Origin of the sequence: Dyella sp. EPa41 (assembly GCF_016586165.1) — a bacterium.
Classification (GTDB): domain Bacteria; phylum Pseudomonadota; class Gammaproteobacteria; order Xanthomonadales; family Rhodanobacteraceae; genus Dyella.
The window spans coordinates 1-17,569 of sequence record NZ_BCPR01000031.1 but is presented as its reverse complement, the minus strand read 5'-3'; the positions used below and the strand labels follow the sequence as shown (position 1 = coordinate 17,569).

At 66.3% G+C, this 17,569-nt stretch carries 14 protein-coding genes; 7 read left to right on the top strand and 7 right to left on the bottom strand.

What is annotated here, in order from left to right; translation table 11 throughout:
- The first annotated feature begins 155 nt into the window (after positions 1-155).
- Positions 156-1,271 (top strand): histidine kinase, encoded by a 1,116-nt coding sequence (locus tag JMF82_RS11635; RefSeq protein WP_201314743.1) that lies wholly within the window; start codon positions 156-158, stop codon positions 1,269-1,271.
- On the top strand, positions 1,268-2,056 hold the full coding sequence (locus JMF82_RS11630) for a response regulator (RefSeq protein ID WP_201314742.1): 789 nt from the start codon (positions 1,268-1,270) through the stop codon (positions 2,054-2,056). The genes JMF82_RS11635 and JMF82_RS11630 overlap by 4 nt, the downstream gene beginning before the upstream one ends.
- Here the strand turns inward: JMF82_RS11630 and nadB are convergent.
- Positions 2,053-3,525 (bottom strand): L-aspartate oxidase, encoded by a 1,473-nt coding sequence (nadB, locus tag JMF82_RS11625; RefSeq protein WP_236585429.1) that lies wholly within the window; start codon positions 3,523-3,525, stop codon positions 2,053-2,055. The two genes, JMF82_RS11630 and nadB, sit on opposite strands and share 4 nt — an antisense overlap.
- Entirely contained in the window at positions 3,522-4,544 is a 1,023-nt protein-coding gene (gene nadA, locus JMF82_RS11620) for a quinolinate synthase NadA (protein WP_201314741.1), read from the bottom strand. Before nadA ends, nadB begins: the two co-directional genes overlap by 4 nt.
- Positions 4,545-5,158: 614 nt before the next feature.
- Here nadA and JMF82_RS11615 point away from each other — a divergent pair.
- The 3 genes from JMF82_RS11615 (at position 5,159) to JMF82_RS11605 (ending at position 9,801) form a co-directional block, all read left to right on the top strand.
- Positions 5,159-6,280: a glycosyltransferase family 9 protein gene (locus JMF82_RS11615; protein WP_201314740.1), complete on the top strand. Its 1,122-nt coding sequence runs from the start codon at positions 5,159-5,161 to the stop codon at positions 6,278-6,280.
- Positions 6,280-8,058 carry a glycosyltransferase family 39 protein gene (locus JMF82_RS11610; RefSeq protein ID WP_201314739.1) on the top strand — a complete coding sequence of 593 codons (1,779 nt, stop codon included), beginning with the start codon at positions 6,280-6,282 and terminating at the stop codon, positions 8,056-8,058. The genes JMF82_RS11615 and JMF82_RS11610 overlap by 1 nt, the downstream gene beginning before the upstream one ends.
- Positions 8,059-8,136: 78 nt before the next feature.
- Positions 8,137-9,801, top strand: a complete 1,665-nt coding sequence (locus tag JMF82_RS11605; RefSeq protein ID WP_201314738.1) for a glycosyltransferase family 39 protein — start codon at positions 8,137-8,139, stop codon at positions 9,799-9,801.
- Positions 9,802-9,938: 137 nt separating this feature from the next.
- Here the strand turns inward: JMF82_RS11605 and JMF82_RS11600 are convergent, their stop codons facing one another.
- From JMF82_RS11600 to bioD, 4 genes are all read right to left on the bottom strand, one after another.
- Positions 9,939-11,423, bottom strand: coding sequence for a DUF2252 domain-containing protein (locus JMF82_RS11600; protein WP_236585428.1), 1,485 nt, complete (start codon positions 11,421-11,423; stop codon positions 9,939-9,941).
- A gap of 374 nt (positions 11,424-11,797) precedes the next feature.
- Positions 11,798-14,005 (bottom strand): peptidyl-dipeptidase Dcp, encoded by a 2,208-nt coding sequence (dcp, locus tag JMF82_RS11595; protein WP_201314737.1) that lies wholly within the window; start codon positions 14,003-14,005, stop codon positions 11,798-11,800.
- Between the two features lie 190 nt (positions 14,006-14,195).
- Positions 14,196-14,546 (bottom strand): hypothetical protein, encoded by a 351-nt coding sequence (locus JMF82_RS11590; protein WP_201314736.1) that lies wholly within the window; start codon positions 14,544-14,546, stop codon positions 14,196-14,198.
- A gap of 48 nt (positions 14,547-14,594) precedes the next feature.
- Positions 14,595-15,266, bottom strand: coding sequence for a dethiobiotin synthase (gene bioD / locus JMF82_RS11585; protein WP_201314735.1), 672 nt, complete (start codon positions 15,264-15,266; stop codon positions 14,595-14,597).
- Positions 15,267-15,370: 104 nt separating this feature from the next.
- Here bioD and JMF82_RS11580 point away from each other — a divergent pair, with 104 nt between their 5' ends.
- Positions 15,371-15,862 (top strand): GAF domain-containing protein, encoded by a 492-nt coding sequence (locus tag JMF82_RS11580; protein WP_201314734.1) that lies wholly within the window; start codon positions 15,371-15,373, stop codon positions 15,860-15,862.
- Between the two features lie 3 nt (positions 15,863-15,865).
- On the opposite strand, the gene yihA is transcribed toward JMF82_RS11580, so the two are convergent.
- Complete coding sequence (gene yihA, locus JMF82_RS11575) at positions 15,866-16,501, bottom strand: ribosome biogenesis GTP-binding protein YihA/YsxC (protein ID WP_201314733.1); 636 nt, start codon at positions 16,499-16,501, stop codon at positions 15,866-15,868.
- A 110-nt stretch (positions 16,502-16,611) separates the two neighbouring features.
- Between yihA and JMF82_RS11570 the strand changes: the two genes are divergently transcribed.
- On the top strand, positions 16,612-17,385 hold the full coding sequence (locus tag JMF82_RS11570) for a c-type cytochrome (RefSeq protein ID WP_201314732.1): 774 nt from the start codon (positions 16,612-16,614) through the stop codon (positions 17,383-17,385).
- The last annotated feature ends 184 nt before the right edge of the window (positions 17,386-17,569 follow it).

Below are 17,569 nucleotides of genomic sequence, written 5' to 3'. Positions count from 1 at the left end.
CCGCGGCGACATCGGAGCGCGTTCCGCCCTGCCGCGGAAGCGCCGCGGGACGAATCGTCGTAGCGGCGTGACGAATCGTAGTGGCGCCGACGTTTGCTTTTTTTCGCGCAAACCTGCGCCTAAGATGCGGGCACGATCCGGCGGGACAGACTGCGATGAAGGTGCGCCTCGGCAACACGGACATCGGCCTGGCCCAGTACATCGGGCTGTGGACGGCCGTGGCCGTGATGTTCGGCGCGCAGGAGCTGCTGCGCGACATCGTGGACAACCACCACGTGTGGTCAACCTGGGACTACATCCGCTGGAGCATGATCCAGTGGTACACCTGGGCCGCGCTGGCGCCATGGGTGTTTCGTCTCGCCGAGAAGCATCCCATCCGCGCGCCATTGCGGCTGCGCGGACTGGGCAGGCAACTGCCGCTCAGCCTGGGCGTGACCATGCTGGCCATGGTGATCGGCGCCGTTGTTTCCACCGTGTTCGAGCCCAGCGGCTTCACGCAGCAGCTGTGGTATTTCATCGGACAACATTTCGCCACGGGGCTGCTCACGTACTGGGCGCTGTTCGCGATCCGGCAGGCCATGGCCTTCCACGAAGAGAAAGCGCGCCGCGAGCTGGAGACCAGCCGCCTCAGCGCCGAACTGGCGCAGTCGCGGCTGCAGGCGCTCAAGTCGCAATTGCAGCCGCACTTCCTGTTCAACACGCTGCACGCCATCGCCACGCTGCTGGATGAGGATGCGTTGTCGGCCGAAGACATGCTGATGCGCCTGAGCGACCTCCTGCGCGCGTTTCTCGAAGACCACGACGGCCAGGAAATCAGCCTGCGCCGCGAACTGGTGCTGCTCGATCTCTACCTCGGCATCCAGCGCATGCGCTTCAAGGATCGCCTGACCACGCAGATCTATGTCAGCCCGGACACGCTGCGTGGCGCGGTGCCCAGCCTGATCCTGCAGCCGATCGTCGAGAACGCGATCCGCCACGGCATCGGCGAGCGCGTCGGTTCGGACTGCATCGAGATCGAGAGCCGCCGCGAAGGCGACAGCCTCTGCATCGACGTGCGCAATCGCAACAGCACCCTGGAGACTGGCCCCGCCGCGGCCTCGGGACATGGCATCGGGCTCTCCAACACCGCACTGCGCCTGCGCGAGCTCTATGGCGACGCCGCCGGCGTGCGGCTCGAGATGATCTGGCCGCAGGGCGTGGTATGCCGGCTGCGCCTGCCGTTTCATGAGATCGAGGAACCCGACGACGCTCCCGAGGTAGCGGCGGCATGACCATCACCGCGCTGGTCGTCGACGACGAGCCTTTGGCGCGCCGCGCGATCGTGCGGCAACTGGGCAACGATCCGGATATCGAGTTGCTCGGCGAATGCGGCGACGGCTCGTCGGCCGTGCAGGCCATCCGCCAGCAGTCGCCCGACCTCGTTTTCCTGGACGTCCAGATGCCCGCGCTTAGCGGCATCGACGTCGTTGCCGCGATCGGCGCGGAACGCATGCCGGCCATCGTGTTCGTCACGGCCCATGAGCAGTACGCGGTGAAGGCATTCGAAGCCAATGCCGTGGATTACCTGGTGAAGCCGTTCAGCCGTGAGCGCTTCGCCCACACCATGGCGCGCGTGAAGAGCCGGCTGGCCGACCGCGCGAACCCCACGGACGTGTCGTCCTCCCGGATCCTGCAGGCGCTGGATGCGCTTCGCCAGCGCGACCAATACGTCGAACGGCTGCCGGTGCGCATCAACGAACACATCGCCTTCGTCGGCGTGGACGACATCGTGTGGATCAAGGCCAGCGGCAACGTCGTGCTCCTGCACCTGGGCGACCGCGTCCATGAGCTGCGCGAGACCATGTCATCGCTGGCCGCGCGACTCGATCCACGGCAGTTCGCGCGCATCCATCGCTCGGCGATCATCAACATGCGCCGCGTGCAGGCCATCCATCCATGGTTCAACGGCCACCATGTCGTCACCATGGATACGGGCCAGAAGCTGCGCATGAGCCGCTACCAGCACGAAGCGTTCCTGCGCCTCGTCTCCTCCCGCGACGCGAAGGCCGAAGGCTAGCTCGCACCCGCGAGCGGCGTGGCCGCGGCGGGCGAACGCACATCATCGCTGCGATAGTGCGCTCCCAGGCTCTCGCGCCGCTGGCGTGCCGCCGCGAGCAGGGCATGCGCCAGTCGCGCCTGCCAGCCGTGCTGCTGCCATGCCGCGCAGCCCAGCATGGCGTTGCGCAGCCCGGATTCGTCCCGCACCGGGCCGGCCGCCTGCCACAGGAGGTTTCGCAACTCGCGCTGCATCGCTTCGGGCAGCGCGTCGCCGCGTTCGCGCCAGGCATGCGCGCCCCTGGGTTGCACCTGCGGGAGGCGCGAGAGGAGTCGGCCCAGGCGCCGCCCGCAAAGCACCCCTTCCAGCAGCGAGTTGCTGGCGAGCCGGTTGGCGCCATGCACACCGTTGCAGGCTGTCTCGCCCACGGCATACAGGCCGGGTACGGTCGTGCTGCCATCGAGGTCGGTAGACAGCCCGCCCATGTGGAAGTGCGCCGCGGGCGTGACGGGAATGCGCTCGCGGCGCGGATCGATGCCGTGGGCAAGGCAGGCCGCCAATACGGTGGGGAAGCGCAGCTGCCAGTCTCCTTCCACCCGGCGTGCGTCCAGCCATGCGCCACGGCCTTCGTGCAACGCCCGCCATACGCGCCTGGCCACCACGTCGCGCGGTGCAAGATCGCCCTGCGCGTGTACGCCACGCATCAACGACGAACCCGATGTATCCACCAGGTTCGCACCCGCGCCGCGCAGCGCCTCGGTAATCAACGGAAGAGTGTGTCTGTCCCGGATGTCCAGCGCCGTGGGATGAAACTGCATGAATTCCAGGTCACGCACCGCCGCACCGGCGCGCATTCCCAGCGCCAGGCCACTGCCGTCGGCGCCGCAGGGAGTGCTGGTTCGCGCGAACGCGGCGCCGATGCCACCCGTGGCGAGCACCACGGCGGACGCTTCGATTTCCTCGGCACCGTCGGCGCCAAGCACACGCACGCCGCATACCCGTCCGCCACGCAACAGCAGTGCGTCGACGTCCACGCCCTCACGGCAATGGACGCGCGGGTCTTCCCCCAGCTTGCGGTACATGGCGCGTGTCACTTCCGCGCCGGTGGCATCACCCCCGGCATGCACGATGCGCGAGGCACGATGCCCGCCCTCGCGACCCAGCTGCAGGTGCCCGCGGGCGTCACGGTCGAACTTCACGCCCAACGACACCAGCCAGTCGATCGCCGCCGGCGCTTGCGTGCAAAGCCAGCGAACCATGGCGGCATTGTTGTGGTCCGCTCCGGCTGCCAGCGTGTCCGCCACGTGATCGGCAGCGCTGTCGCCGGCGCCAAGCGCCGCCGCGATGCCACCCTGCGCCAGGATGCTGGCCGTCCCGTCCCCGTGGCGCGAACGGCACAGCCATTGCACCGGCATGGGGGCAGCGGCGAGGGCGACGGCCATGCCTGCCACGCCACCGCCCACGACCACCAGTGGCCGCTGCGGATTCAACGGACCGCCTCACGCCTGCCGATGTCGAGCATGCGCCGCAGCGCGACCCGTGCGCGATCGGCGATCGGTTCCGGCACATCCACCTCGTGCTGGAGATCCCGCAAGGCGGCGTAGATGTTCGGCAAGGTGATCTGCTGCATGTGGGGGCACAGCTGGCAGGGTTTGACGAATTCGATGGCGGGAAATTGCACGCGCAGGTTGTCCGCCATCGAGCACTCAGTGATCAAGGCGACGCGCGCCGGCTTTTCCTGTTCGAGCCAACGGCCCATGGCCGTGGTCGAGCCGACGAAGTCGACTTCGGCCAAGACGTCGGGGGAGCATTCGGGGTGCGCGACCAGTCGAGCATCGAACTGCTCGCGCGCGTGACGTGCCTGCGACACGGTGAACTTCTCGTGCACCTCGCAGCGACCGCTCCACAACACCAGCTCAACCGTTGTCTGCGCCGCCACGTGCCGGCCCAGGAACTGGTCGGGAAGAAAGATCACCTTGTCCGCACCCATCGATTCGACCACCTGCACCGCATTGGCCGACGTACAGACCGCGTCGGACTCCGCCTTCACGGCGGCCGAGGTATTGGCGTAACTCACGACCGGTGCGCCCGGGTGTCGACGGCGCAAGCCCTGCACGTCCTCGGCGGTGATGGAAGACGCGAGCGAACAGCCCGCCTCGAGGCTGGGAATCAGCACCGTCTTGTTCGGCGCGAGGATCTTGGCGCTCTCGGCCATGAAATGGACACCGCACAGCAGGATCAGGTCCGCGTCACACTCGCTCGCTGCCTGCGCCAGCCCGAGCGAATCGCCGGTGACATCGGCCACGCCATGGAAGATTTCCGGCGATTGGTAGCTGTGCGCCATGATCACGGCGCCGCGTTGCTTCTTCAGCCGGTTGATCGCATCGATCCAGGGAAGATGCAGGGGCACCTCGAAGCATGGGATCCGCGATGAAAGCCGCTCCGACAAGGCCGCGTATTCGTCGACAAGCTCGTCACGCCATGCAGGTCGAGGCAGCTCAGGGGTCATGGTGGCGGTGAACCTTGTCGGCCGAAGGGAATGTGACGCGGATGAGGCAGTGCCGGATGCCATCACCACGGCCCGCAACGCAGGCATGCGCTGAAGTGGATGACCGGCCGTATCTTCTGGGGGAAAGGCGCGTTCGCACCCTGATTCAGGTCAAGGCAGAAATGGCGAGAGCGAGCTTGGCGCTTGTCAGGATCGAGTCCCAAACGGCGCGCCGATCACCATGCATGCAAGGAAGCACGGGCTGGCCATGGCGAAGCAAAGGCAAGCACTCGATGACGCATGACCGGCTTTTCATCCAAGCTGCGCCGCGCAAGAAGCAACCCCGGCAGGCAATCGCAAGATCGTGATGCAGCGCTTAGCCTCCATTTGACGCATGGCGTTTGGACGTCCGCAGCGATTCTGTCCCAAACCTTAAGAAGAGCCCTCTTTACGTTGGCATTTTCCGCGGGATCGCCACTCAACGGGGCGACCAGCCCGATGTATAAGCTTCCCGAAAGTAAGCGACACCGATACTCCAGGCGACCACGGCAGGCCCATTTCAACCACTTCGAAAGAAGTTGACGCAGGACGCGATGACTTAACCCAATGACAACGTTCTTACGTATTGGTGTCGCGTGCAGAAGACTGGCGTTCGTGCAGTGCAGGATCCCCTGCCGAAAAAAGGCGTCTATCGCATCCTCGTTTGCCGGCCGAATCATCGGCTCGGCAACACCATCCTGTTGACCCCGCTGATCACGGAACTCGAGCGGCTGTACAAGGGGGCGGAGATCGACATCCTCTCCGAGGGCTCGATCGCCGAAGAGGTGTTCAGCACGTTCTTCAGCATCAAGAACGTGTACTGCCTGCCCAAGCGCGGATTCAAGCGCCCGATTCCCTTCCTTGGGAAGTTGCTGCGCATTCGCAAGACCCAGTACGACCTGATCATTGATCCCTGCCTCGGCTCCGGCTTCAGTCGCGTGCTGACGAAATTCCTGAGCGGCCGCTTCAAGCTTGGCTTCAGCGACGATGCCGCGCGTTCGGGCCTGACGCACGCGGTACCGACGTCAGTCGCCCGCGCGCACATGGCGCAGCGTCCCATCAACCTGCTGCGCTGGGCATGCGGCCGCCATGCGGACGAGAGCGGGACGACGGATGCGTATCCTTCGCTGGACATTCGCCTGGCCGACGAAGAGCGCGCCCACGGCCGCGCGGTGATTGCGCAGTTGCTGCCACCTTCGCACCAGGGCACGTTGGCGCCGGTCATCGGCATCTTCGCGAACGCGACGGGCGCCAAGCGCTACCCGGCCAGTTGGTGGAGCGAGTTCATCGAGGCGCTGGGGGCCATGAGTCCGCAGTCGCGGCTGCTGGAACTCATTCCCATGCACGGGCACTCCATGCTTGGCGAAGCGTGGCCGGGCTATTACTCGTCCGACATCCGGCGCATGGGCGCGGTGATGGCAGGCATGGACCTGATGATCACGGCCGACTGCGGCGTGATGCATCTCGCCGTCGCCTCCAAGGTGCCCACGGTAGGCATGTTCTGCGTGACCGATGCATCCGTGTACGCCCCTTACGGGCTGGGCAGCTGCCCGCTGATGACCCATGGACTGTCCGCGCGAGAGGCCGCCGAACACGTGATGCGCCATTTCCCGGAGTTGCTCGGACCCGACGGCTCCATCGGCCATGCCGCGGCCACCGACGCCTCGCTCGACTGGAACGATGCCACCGGCCTGGGCAGCCTCGGGCTATCGCACTGATGGCGATTGCTTCCGTGGATGAACGTGCCGAGTCACCGCTGATCGAGGAAGCCGCGGGTTCGCTACGCCAGGAGCGTCGTGAGCGCTGGCTGCTGATGTTGCTGGCGTTGCTGCTACTGGCCGCGGGTATTGGCATGCGCACGCCCACGCCCTCCGACGAGCCGCGATTCGCGCTGGTGGCCCATCAGATGGTGGCGTCCGGCAACTGGCTGATTCCCCATCGCGGCAGCGATTGGTATTCGGACAAGCCGCCCACGTTCATGGCAATGCAGGCCGCGTCATACACGCTCACCGGCAACTGGCAGGTGGCCTTCCTGCTTCCTTCGCTGCTGGCTTCGCTGGGCACGCTGTGGCTGGTCTACGACCTGGGGCGGCGACTATGGGGACATCGCGCGGGTGCGTGGGCGGCGCTCGCCTTGTTGAGCACGGTGCAGTTCGTATTCCAGGCCAAGCGCGGGCAGATCGATCCCACCGTGACGTTCTTTCTTACTGCCGCCAATGCCGGTTTGCTCAGGCATTTCCTGCTGGGGCCGGATCGCCGTGCGTTGTGGCTTGGTTGTTTCGCGGCAGGCTTGGGCGTGATCACCAAGGGCGTGGGCGTGCTCGCCTTCCTGATGCTGGCGCCTTGGCTGGCCGCACGCAGATACCGCTGGCAGGGTGTTGCCATCACTCCGGAGCGCGTATCGACCTGGGTGGTTGCAGCGCTGGCCTTCGCCGCCGCGATCGCGTGCTGGCTGGTGCCGCTCGGCATCTACCTGGGAACGCACGACAGCGTCGCTGCCCGCGATTACGCCAACGACATCTTCGTCAACCAGACGGTGCATCGCTACATGCACCCCTGGAACAGTTTCCAGCCGCCGTGGTTCTACCTCGAAGTGGTCTTCACCTCGTGGCTGCCGCTCAGCCTGGCCACGCCGGGGCTGTTGCCGGCGTGGTGGCAACGGCTGCGCGCACGCGACGCGCGCTTCCTGCTGCCACTGACGTGGGCTGCCCTGCTGATCGTGTTCTTCAGCCTGACGCGCGCCAAGCGCGACGTGTACATCATGCCGGCCCTGCCCTTGTTGGCACTGTGTGCCGGCCCGTTCCTGCGCGACATCCTGCAGCGGCGCTGGGCGCGCTGGCTCGCGCTGGCCTTCGTCCTCGTGCTGGCGTTGCCCGCGTTAGTACTCGGCCTGCAGGGCTTGCTGCATCCCTCCGCCTGGACCCTGCGCTTTGCACAGGCGCGGCAGCTGGACACGCGGGCGTCTTCCCTGTGGCTGGCATTCGTCGTCATTGGACTGTGGTTGCTGCTGTGCGTACTCGTCTTCCGCCTGCGTCGCGCCGGCATGGCGTTGATCGCGGCTCTCGCCGGGCTCTGGCTGGCGTGGGGCTTGTGGGTGGCGCCACTGCTGGCTCGCGCGAGTTCGCAGGCGCCGCTGGTCGAACGCGTCGAGCAGACCATCGGCCCCCATGCGGAACTCGCCCTGGTGGCCTGGAAGGAGGAGCTGCCCCTGGCCTTCCCGCGCAAGGTGACCGACTTCGGATTCGTGACGCCCTGGCACGAGCAATTGGCCGATGCGATCCGCTGGCAGGAACAAGCGCCAGGGCAACGCTGGGTGTTGATCCTTTCCGATGTCATGGCGCCATGCATCGACAAGGCTTCGACGATCGACATGGGCATGACCAGCGGGCGTGACTGGCGTCTCTATCGTCTCGATGCCGTGGCTTCGTCCTGTCGTGGCGGCATCGTGCCTGCCGGAGCGGTCGAGGACTGGGGCGGCATCGACAGGCGCCGATGACGTGCAAGATGTTTGCGCACGCCGCACGTTTCAACGCAGGACCAATTTCCTCTTTCTGCGCGGGCCCTTAGTGCGACCATGACTGTCTCACCCCTACTTCGTCGCACACCATCGCTACAAGACATCCGGCACGGGGCCGCGAAGGCGCCGTGGCTCTGGTGCTGGTTGCTGGCCGCACTGGTCGCGATCTTCCAGCACGGGCCGATGCCGATGTATTCCACCCGCACGCTGTCGGTGGCGTGGGAGATGTGGACGCATCACAGTTTCATCGTGCCCTATCTCAACGGCGTGCCCTACAGCGAGAAGCCGCCGTTGCTGCTGTGGCTGATACACCTGGGCTGGCTGGTCGGCGGCGTCGGCGATGTCTGGCCACGCCTGCTGGAGGTTGCGCTCGGCGCGCTGCAACTCGTGCTGCTGGCCGCGTTGGCGCGGCGACTGTTTCCACAGCGTCCGGTCGTGGCGCAAACAGCGCCCTGGATACTCGCCGCTTTCAGCTTCGGCTTCCTGTTCGGACTGCAGGTGATGTACGAAGTGCTGCTGGCCAACTGCGTGCTGGCCGCACTGCTGTGCCTGACGCCCAGGCCGGGACACGAAGCGCCACGATTCGCCTGGTTTGCCCTGGCGGTCGGACTTGGGCTGCTCGGCAAGGGACCGGTCATGCTGCTTCACGTGGTATTTCCGTGGCTGCTCGGCCCGTATTGGAATCGCTGGGCGAAACAACAGGCCCGGCGCTGGTATGGCCTGGGTGCCGCCGCCTTGCTTGCCGGCGGCATGTTGCTGCTGGGCTGGGTCCTGCTTGCCGCCGATGCGGGTGGTGAAACCTACCGGCAACGGCTGGTGGTCCACCAGACGGCGGGACGCGTGGTCGATGCGTTCGCCCATGCCGAACCATTCTGGTGGTATGTGCCGCTGCTTCCCGTGCTGATCTTTCCCTTCGCGCTGTGGCCGCGGTCCTGGGCCGCACTGCTTTCCCTGAGGCGTCCGTTCGAGGACGGACTGCGCTTCCTGTTCGCCTGGCTTGGCCCCGTGCTGATCGGCTTTTCGATCGTCAGCGGCAAGCAGCCGTACTACGTGTTGCCCGAGTTCGCCGGCATGGCGCTGCTGATGGCCGCCGCGCTGGCGTCTCTCCACGAACGTCGCCCGACGGATTCGGGCTGGCTGCAGCCCTGGCCGCTGGCTCTGTCGCTTGGCACGGGCGGCGTTGCGCTGATCCTGCTTAAAACACTGATCCGCGGCGGCCATGTCGTCGACCACCCATGGGTTTCGCTTGCGCCCTACAGCATCCCCTTCGGTTTGCTCTTCCTGATGCTGGCACTACTGCTGGTCGTCCCGCGACAGGCGGCGCTCCATCGTGTTGCACTGGTCGGGCTCATCGCGGCCGTCGCGGCCAACGGCCTCTTCACCCTCACCATCTGGCCCGCGTACGACTTCACGCCGGTCGCAGGCATGCTGGCCCGCGCGGAAGCGGAGGGGCACCCGATGGCCAATCTCGAATCCAACGATGGCCAGTACACCTTCCTGGGCCGTCTAACCAAGCCCGTGACGCAGCTTCACGGCATCGGCGACCTCAGGCATTGGGCGCAGGAGCACCCGGACGGACTGGTCATCACCTACCCGCGCCGGCTGACCGCGCTCGACCACGCGCACGCCGTGTACATCCAGCCGTTCCGCGGCATCTGGCTGGCGGTCTGGCCGGCCCCCGCCTTCGTGGAAGCGCAGTCGAAGGGCCAATTGGACGAATAGGCGATCGCGCCCCCGGAAGCGGCTTCCCGCTCGTTCCGGTGAATCACTTGCATCGACCGTTGCACGGGACGAAATGAAGCCGCCTCCACCCGGGCGGCAAGGCGGATTTCATCGTGGGCGCGGCAAGACCGCCGGGATCATTGGATCGTGGCGACGTCCACCCGTCCGGCCCTCGCGGCCTTGACCAGGGCGTCGTGATCGCGCTCGTTCTGGTCGGCATACGCGACCGAGAACGACGCCATCGCATCGGCGAACGCATCGCTCCTGCCGAGATAGCTGGCCAGCACGATGGCGTCGGTCGATCGCGCATGCGCACGCGCCACGGCATGCGCGCACAAACGCCCGTAACGGCGCATATTGGACGGCCTCATCAGTTCCACCTGCGGCGACACCTTGGCGTCACGAAGTTGCCGCACGTAGAACTCGCGGCTCGCGCCCTGCGTCCAGCCGAGGAACATGTCGCTGGCCGATTGCATGAGACGCTGCCCCGTCACCACGCGCTGCCCCTGGTGCTTGTAGGGGCACTTGCCGATGAAAGGCTCGATCACCGACTGGCGCGCTTCCTTAAACTGCAGGAACAACGGATCACCATTGCCCGACACCAGCAGCATGATGCCGCAATAGGTGCCCACGCTGCCCACGCCGACCACCTTCACCGCGGTGTCCATCGGCTCGAAGCGATCGAGCAGCACGCGTCGCTCCGGCGAGAGCGATTCGCGGTAGGAAGCGAACGCCTTCAGGCGATCTTCCTGGCTGACCTCGTTCTGCAAGGCATTGTCGTGATAGACCAGCGGGGGCTCGTCCTGGATGCGCGGCGGCGAGCCGCCGGCGACGGTCAGCTTGACGAACTCCTTGGTATGCGCCGTGTGTTCCACCGCCTTGCGCACGCTCTTGATCGCCACTTTCTTGAGCTGCTGGTCTTCCATGCGGTCAATCACGTCCTGCAGATCGATATGGTCGTACCAGGCCGCCAGCAAGGGCATCGCCGCATAGTCGGTCATGTAATCGCGGTAGGCGGATGCGGCCTCCCACGCGGCGTCCTTCGCCTCTTGCGCGCTGAAGCCATTGGCGCGTGACGCCACCACCAGGCTCGCGCAAAGGCGCTTGATGTCCCACTCCCACGGGCCCGGCGCGGTTTCGTCGAAATCGTTGATGTCGAACACCAGTTTCCGCTCGGGCGTCGCAAAGCCGCCGAAATTGACCAGGTGGGCGTCGCCGCAGATCTGCAGATGGATGCCGGTGTTCGCCGTGGTGGAAAGGTCGCCCGCCATGATCGCCGCGGCGCCACGGTAGAACGCGAATGGCGACGCCATCATGCGTCCGTAGCGGATCGGCACCAGCGCCTCGATACGCCCTTTCGAGGTTTCGATCAACACGTCGACGGGGTCGAAACGCTTGTGTGTCGGTGACCAGCCGCCCAAGGCCTTGCGCGAGCATGCCGAGCGCAGCGCCTTGCCCATGGCCTCGCGGTCTTCCACCGTGTGCCTGAAGCTGTGCGGCAACATGCTCTCCAGCGGTGCGGGCGGCGGGGCCGCCACCTTCGCCTTGTGCCGGCCTGACGCGCGGTGCGGTTTGCCGGGCTGCTTGCCGGAAGAAACCTGAGGCTCAGCTACGGTGGACATGGATGCCCCCTTCGAGATCACGCATGAGTAGGCAGGTGGCCGGTCCGCTGGCCGGACCTCCATTTGACGCCGACGGGAGCCGGATGGGAACCGAAAAATTACGTGGATCGGCCGCATTCCCTGCCCGGCCGGCTCGGTCCCGGCCGGCTTGATGAGGCAGGCCACGGCCGGGGAGGCCGTTCCCTGGCCCATGATCCAGGTACCTTGCCGCTCGCCCGGTGCGCAAGGCGATGCCCCACGACGCATCACGAGCGGTGCGTGAGGATGCGTTCACCGATACGCACGCGCACCGAAATCCAGTCGGGCACGCCTTGCAGCGAAAAAGAAAAGGGCCGGCATGGGCCGGCCCTTTTTCCTCGACGGATGACGCCGCATCACTTCTTCTGCGGTGCTTCCTTCAGGCCACGGTTCAGCAGCATCGGCTCGATGCTCGGGTCCTTGCCGCGCCAGTCCTTGTACATCTTGGCCAGCTCTTCGGTGTTGCCGCGCGAGAGCACCATCTCGCGGAAGCGGTCGCCGTTCGCGCGGGTCATGCCGCCCTTGTCAACGAAGCCCTGGAAGGCGTCATCGGCGAGCATTTCCGTCCACAGGTAGGCGTAGTAACCGGCGGCATAGCCGTTGCCCCAGATGTGCTGGAAGTAGCTGGAGCGGTAGCGCGGCGGCACGTAGCCCAGGTTGATCTTGGCCTTGGCCAGCGCCTCGGCCTCGAACTTGTCCGGATCCTGCTTCGGCGCATCCGGGCCCAGGCTGTGCCAGCTCATGTCGAGCAGCGCGGCTGAAAGCAGTTCGGTCATGTCGTAGCCCTTGTTGAAGGTCTTCGACTTCTTGATCTTCTCCACCAGCTCGGCCGGCATCGGCTCGCCGGTTTTGTAGTTTTTCGCGTAGTTGGCGAAGATCTTCGGATCGGTGGCCCAGTGCTCGTTGAACTGCGACGGGAATTCCACGAAGTCGCGCGCGGTGGCCGCACCCGACAAGCTCGGGTACTGCGAGTTGGCGAAGATGCCGTGCAGGCCATGGCCGAACTCGTGGAACATGGTGATCACGTCGTCAAACGACAGCAGCGCCGGCTGGCCCGGTGCGGGCTTGGTGAAGTTGGCGACGTTGAACACCACCGGCTTGGTGCCCATCAACTTGGACTGGTCGACCAGGTTGCTCATCCAGGCGCCGCCGTTCTTGTTGTCGCGCTTGAAGTAGTCGCAATAGAACAGCGCGAGCGACGAGCCGTCCTTGTCGAACACCTCGAACACGCGCACGTCCGGCTGCCAGACGGGGATGTCCTTGCGCTCCTTGAAGGTCAGGCCGTAGAGCTGGTTGGCGGCGTAGAACACGCCGTTCTGCAGCACGTTGTCCAGCTCGAAGTACGGCTTGATCTGCGATTCGTCCAGGTCGTACTTCGCCTTGCGCACCTGCTCGGCGTAGTGGTTCCAGTCCCATGCCTCGACCTTGAAGCCGCCCTTCTGCTGGTCGATCACGTCCTGGATGTCCTTGGCCTCGCGCTCGGCGCGCGCCGTGGCGGCCGGGGCCAGCTTGTCCATGAAGCCCAGCGCCGCCTCCGGCGTCTTGGCCATCTGGTCTTCCAGCTTCCATGCGGCATAGCTGGAGAAGCCCAGCACCTTGGCCTGCTCGGCGCGGATCTGCGCGATGCGGGCAATCATGTCGCGCGTGTCATTGGCGTCGCCCTTCTCGGCGCGATCCCACGAGGCCTTGAACAGCTGCTCGCGCGTGGCGCGATCGTTGAGGCTCTGCAGCGCCGGCTGCTGCGTGGTGTTCTGCAGCGGGATCACCCACTTGCCGTCCAGCTTGCGTGCCTTGGCCGCTTCCACCGCCGCGGCGATGTCGCCGTCGGACAGGCCATCGAGCTTGCTCTTGTCGTCCACCACCAGCGCGCCGGCCTTGGTGGCGGCGAGCAGCTTGTTGGTGAACTGCGTGCTGAGCGTGGACTCTTCCTTGTTGAGGTCCTTCAGCTTCGCCTTGTCGGCATCGGACAGCTTGGCACCGCCGCGCACGAAGTTCTTGTAGGTCACTTCGACCAGGCGCTTGGATTCCGGGTCGAGCTTGAGCGAATCGCGCTGCTCGTAAATGGTCTCGATGCGCTTGAACAGCTTGTCGTTCATCACGATCGCGTCCTGGTGCTCGGCGAGCTTGGGCGCTTCCTCTTCCTGCACCTTCTGCAGCGTGTCGTTGGTGTTGGCGCCGCTCACCGCGTTGAACGCCTGCATCACGCGCGTCATCAGCTGGCCCGACTTCTCCATCGGGATGAAGGTGTTCTCGAAGGTCGGCGGCTCCGGGTTGTCGGCGATCTTGTTGATCTCCTCCAGGTGCTGCTTCATGCCTTCTTCGAACGCCGGCTGGTAGTCGCCGTCCTTGATCTTGTCGAACGGCGGTGCCTGGAACGGCAGGGTGCTGGGTTCGAGGAACGGATTCACGGCACTGACCTCAGGCGTGGCGGCGGCAGTGGAAGCCTTGGCCGGCGCGGTGCTGGCCGGGGCCGGAGCGGGCGGCTGGGCCTGCTCGTTCGACTGGTGGGAACAGGCGGCGAGCGCCATGGAGGTGGCGATCACGAGTGTGCGGAGACGGAGCATCTTCGGTTCCCCTGGTGGGCGGACAAATGAACCCGGAGCCTACCCATTCCTTGATGCGGGTGCCAAGGGCTGGAAGTCCTGCCCTATTTGGCCTTTGTGGGAGCGCACCCTGTGCGCGACTGGCAACGCCGCGGTGCATCATCTTCGTTCGGGCGTCACGCACAGGGTGCGCTCCCACAAAAAGCGCCCGTCAGGCCTTGCGCATGTCCCGCAGCTGCCAGCTCGAACCGATCAGCAGGTTCAGGCGGTGCCGCACGATGCTCATCGGCAGGTCGGTGACGAGGTCCACGTCGATGCGCAGGTCGTGGACATGGGCGCTCACGGTGGCGGCGGGATCGGTCGCCCCCAGCGTGGGATCGACCTCGTCCGGCTCGTCCTGCATGGCGCGCCAGCGCTCGAACAGCGACGGCGTGCGCAACGCTTCCTGCACTGCAGCAGCGAGGTCGTCCGGTCCGGCGCCGTCATAGCTCAGCGCAGGCACGGGCCCGCGTGCGTGGGACAGGTCGGCAATCGACAGGTAATAGTGGCTGCGCATCGCCATGGTGAGTCTCCGGTTCGGCCGCGCCATGCAGGCAGGCGCGGCGTGTAGTCACTCCAGGACCGCTTCAAGATCCAGGTAGGCCGAGGCGGCCTGGGGCGGTTCGCCATAGGGCAGCACGCCGAGGCACGGTGCGGGCAGCAGCTGGCGCAGCGTCGCCAGGTTTTCCTCCACCGCCGCCATGTCAGGGTCGATGCGGTTGCCGATCCATCCAACCAGCCGGCAGCCGTCGGTGGCGATCGCACGGGCGCTGAGCAGCGCATGGCTGAGACAGCCCAAGCGCATGCCGACCACCAGGATCACCGGCAGCTGCCATTGCCGCGCGATGTCCGAGGCAAGCAGCCCGCGCGACAGCGGCACCAGCCAGCCGCCGACACCTTCGACCATCACCACGTCATGCATGTCGCGCAGGCGCATGAATGCATCGCGCAGCGGGGCCAGGCGGATATCCACCCCCTCGTGGGCGGCCGCCAGGTGCGGCGACAAGGGCTCGCGCAGCGCGATGGGGTTGATCCATTCGTACGGCATGGGCGCGCTGCTGGCCGCCTGCAGCGCCAGCGCATCGTCGTTGCGCAGGCCCTCCCGCGTTTCGATGCTGCCGCTGGCCACCGGCTTCATCCCGCAGGCACTGAGACCGCGCGCACGCACGGCATGCAGCAGCGCGCAGGTCGCATGGGTCTTGCCGATGCCTGTGTCGGTACCCGCTACGAAGAACGTCGACATGCGCCTGTCCCCTGGTGGCGGCCTGGAACCGATGCGCGCGCCCGTCGTGCCGGCGCGCGCCATGCGGGCGCATAATACGTGCTTTGGCAGCGAGGCTCATGCCCATGTTCGAAGTATCCACGCAGGCGTACGCGAGCAAGCGCGAACACTACGAGGACCTGTGCCGGCAGGCGCGCGGCCTGCTCGAGGGCGAGCCCGACATGATCGCCAACGCGGCGAATTTCTCGGCGCTGGTCTATCACGGCCTGCCCGACCTCAATTGGTGCGGGTTCTATCTCTACGACGGCACCGAGCTGGTGGTCGGCCCGTTCCAGGGCAAGCCGGCATGCATCCGCATCGCCCTCGGTCGCGGCGTGTGCGGCACGGCGGCGCAGGCGCGCGAGACCCAGGTCGTGCGCGACGTGCATGACTTCGACGGCCATATCGCGTGCGACGCGGCGTCGCAGTCGGAAATCGTGGTGCCGCTGGTGCGCGCCGATGGCCGCCTGTTCGGCGTATGGGACGTGGACAGCCCTTCGGTAGCCCGCTTCGACGACGAAGATCGCGCCGGCATGGAAGCGCTCTGCGCGGTGTTCATGGAGAGCCTCAAAGACTGAGGCTTACTCGCGCGGCGTCTGCAGCAGGGTCACGATCGCCGCGCGCGCCTCGTCCACGCCGGTCGGCGCCTGCGAGGAAAACACCTGCGCCGTGGCCTGGGTGCCGCCCGCCGCCAGATCCTTGCGCAGCGCCGCCAAGGCCTGCGCGGCCTGGTTGCGCGAGAGCTTGTCGGCCTTGGTCAGCAGCACGTGGCAAGGCAGGTGCGTGGCGAAGCAGAACTCCAGCATCATCCGGTCGAACTCCTTCATCGGATGCCGGATATCGGAAATCAGCACGACCCCGCGCAGGCTGCGCCGGTGATGGAGATAGGCGTCGATTTCCTGCTTCCAGTGCGCGCGCAGCTCCTCGGGTACCTTCGCGTAGCCGTAGCCGGGAAGATCGATGAGCCGCACCGTCAGCGGCGCTTCGCCGTCACCCTGCGCCAGCGGCGGCAGCGAGAATGCGACCATTTGCTGCGTGCGACCCGGTGTCTTGGAGGTGCGCGCCAGCCCACGATGGCCGGTCAACGCATTGAGCGCGCTGGACTTGCCTGCATTGGAACGGCCGGCAAAAGCCACCTCGGCGCCGTGATCCGGCGGAAGCTGTGAGATTCGATGGGCGGCGAGCACGAACTGCGCGCCCTGCAAGGGATTGGACATGGTTTGACCGGCTAAGGTGACGCGGAGATAATCCGTTAGTTTCTGCCAGTTGCGGACGTGCAGGCCAGCGCGAGCCGTGCAGCCATAGCAGTTTTTCGGGAGACAAGTGTATGAGTTTTCGGCCCGCCGGTTTCCGGCCCGCTGTTGTTGGTTATGCCGTAGCCCTCGTCTTTGCGCTGTCTTCCAGCGTGGTGTTCGCCCAGGAAGCCAAGCCCGCCGCCGCGGCCACCGCCGCGCAGCCTGCGGCCGCCGCCAGCGCCGAACAGGCGAAGCCGGCCGAAGCCACCGCCGCCGTCAAGCCGGGCGATGCCGCCGCCGGCGCCGGCAAGGCCGCCGCCTGCGGCGCCTGCCACGGCATGGATGGCAATTCCAGCGATGCCCAGTACCCGAAGCTCGCGGGCCAGCAGGAGTCCTACATCGTTCGCCAGCTCACCAGCTTCAAGGGCAGCAAGCGCCAGAACCCGATCATGCTCGGCATGGCGACCCCGCTCTCCGAGCAGGACATGCACGACATCGGCGCCTACTTCGCCAGCAAGGCCTCGCTGCCGGGCGTGGCCGACCAGGCGCTGGTCGAGCGCGGCGAGCAGCTCTATCGCCAGGGCGACACCACCAAGGGTGTGCCGGCCTGCATGGCGTGCCACAGCATCGACGGCCGCGGCAATCCGGGCGCCATCTACCCGCAGCTGGCCAGCCAGCACGCGCAGTACATCGAAGCCACCCTCAAGTCGTGGCACGACGGCACCACCTGGGGCGACGACGCGCACGCGCAGATCATGCCGGGCATCGCCAAGAAGCTCGACGCGAAGGACATCGCCGCCGTCGCCAGCTACATTGAAGGCTTGCACGCCGCCGAAGGCGCATCCGGCGCCGCCGCCGCGAAGTAATCGCCTTCGACACGCCGGCCACCAGGCCGGCGTGTCCGTTCCAAGCCAGACAAAGTACCGAGGATCACCATGCTGAAGCGTCTGTCGTTCCTGTGTTCCGCCCTGCTCGTGCTCGCCGCCTGCAGCAACAACAACGACAACGCCAGCACGGCCCCGCAGCCCGCTCCGGCTCCCGCGGCGACCG

Coding starts and splice junctions, on each gene's coding strand:
- bioD (WP_201314735.1), bottom strand. CDS start 15,266: ATGTCGACGTTCTTCGTAGCGGGTACCGACACAGGCATCGGCAAGACC.
- nadA (WP_201314741.1), bottom strand. CDS start 4,544: ATGACCCCTGAGCTGCCTCGACCTGCATGGCGTGACGAGCTTGTCGAC.
- JMF82_RS11610 (WP_201314739.1), top strand. CDS start 6,280: ATGGCGATTGCTTCCGTGGATGAACGTGCCGAGTCACCGCTGATCGAG.
- JMF82_RS11630 (WP_201314742.1), top strand. CDS start 1,268: ATGACCATCACCGCGCTGGTCGTCGACGACGAGCCTTTGGCGCGCCGC.
- JMF82_RS11605 (WP_201314738.1), top strand. CDS start 8,137: ATGACTGTCTCACCCCTACTTCGTCGCACACCATCGCTACAAGACATC.
- JMF82_RS11590 (WP_201314736.1), bottom strand. CDS start 14,546: ATGGCGATGCGCAGCCACTATTACCTGTCGATTGCCGACCTGTCCCAC.
- JMF82_RS11635 (WP_201314743.1), top strand. CDS start 156: ATGAAGGTGCGCCTCGGCAACACGGACATCGGCCTGGCCCAGTACATC.
- yihA (WP_201314733.1), bottom strand. CDS start 16,501: ATGTCCAATCCCTTGCAGGGCGCGCAGTTCGTGCTCGCCGCCCATCGA.
- JMF82_RS11600 (WP_236585428.1), bottom strand. CDS start 11,423: ATGTCCACCGTAGCTGAGCCTCAGGTTTCTTCCGGCAAGCAGCCCGGC.
- dcp (WP_201314737.1), bottom strand. CDS start 14,005: ATGCTCCGTCTCCGCACACTCGTGATCGCCACCTCCATGGCGCTCGCC.
- JMF82_RS11580 (WP_201314734.1), top strand. CDS start 15,371: ATGTTCGAAGTATCCACGCAGGCGTACGCGAGCAAGCGCGAACACTAC.
- JMF82_RS11570 (WP_201314732.1), top strand. CDS start 16,612: ATGAGTTTTCGGCCCGCCGGTTTCCGGCCCGCTGTTGTTGGTTATGCC.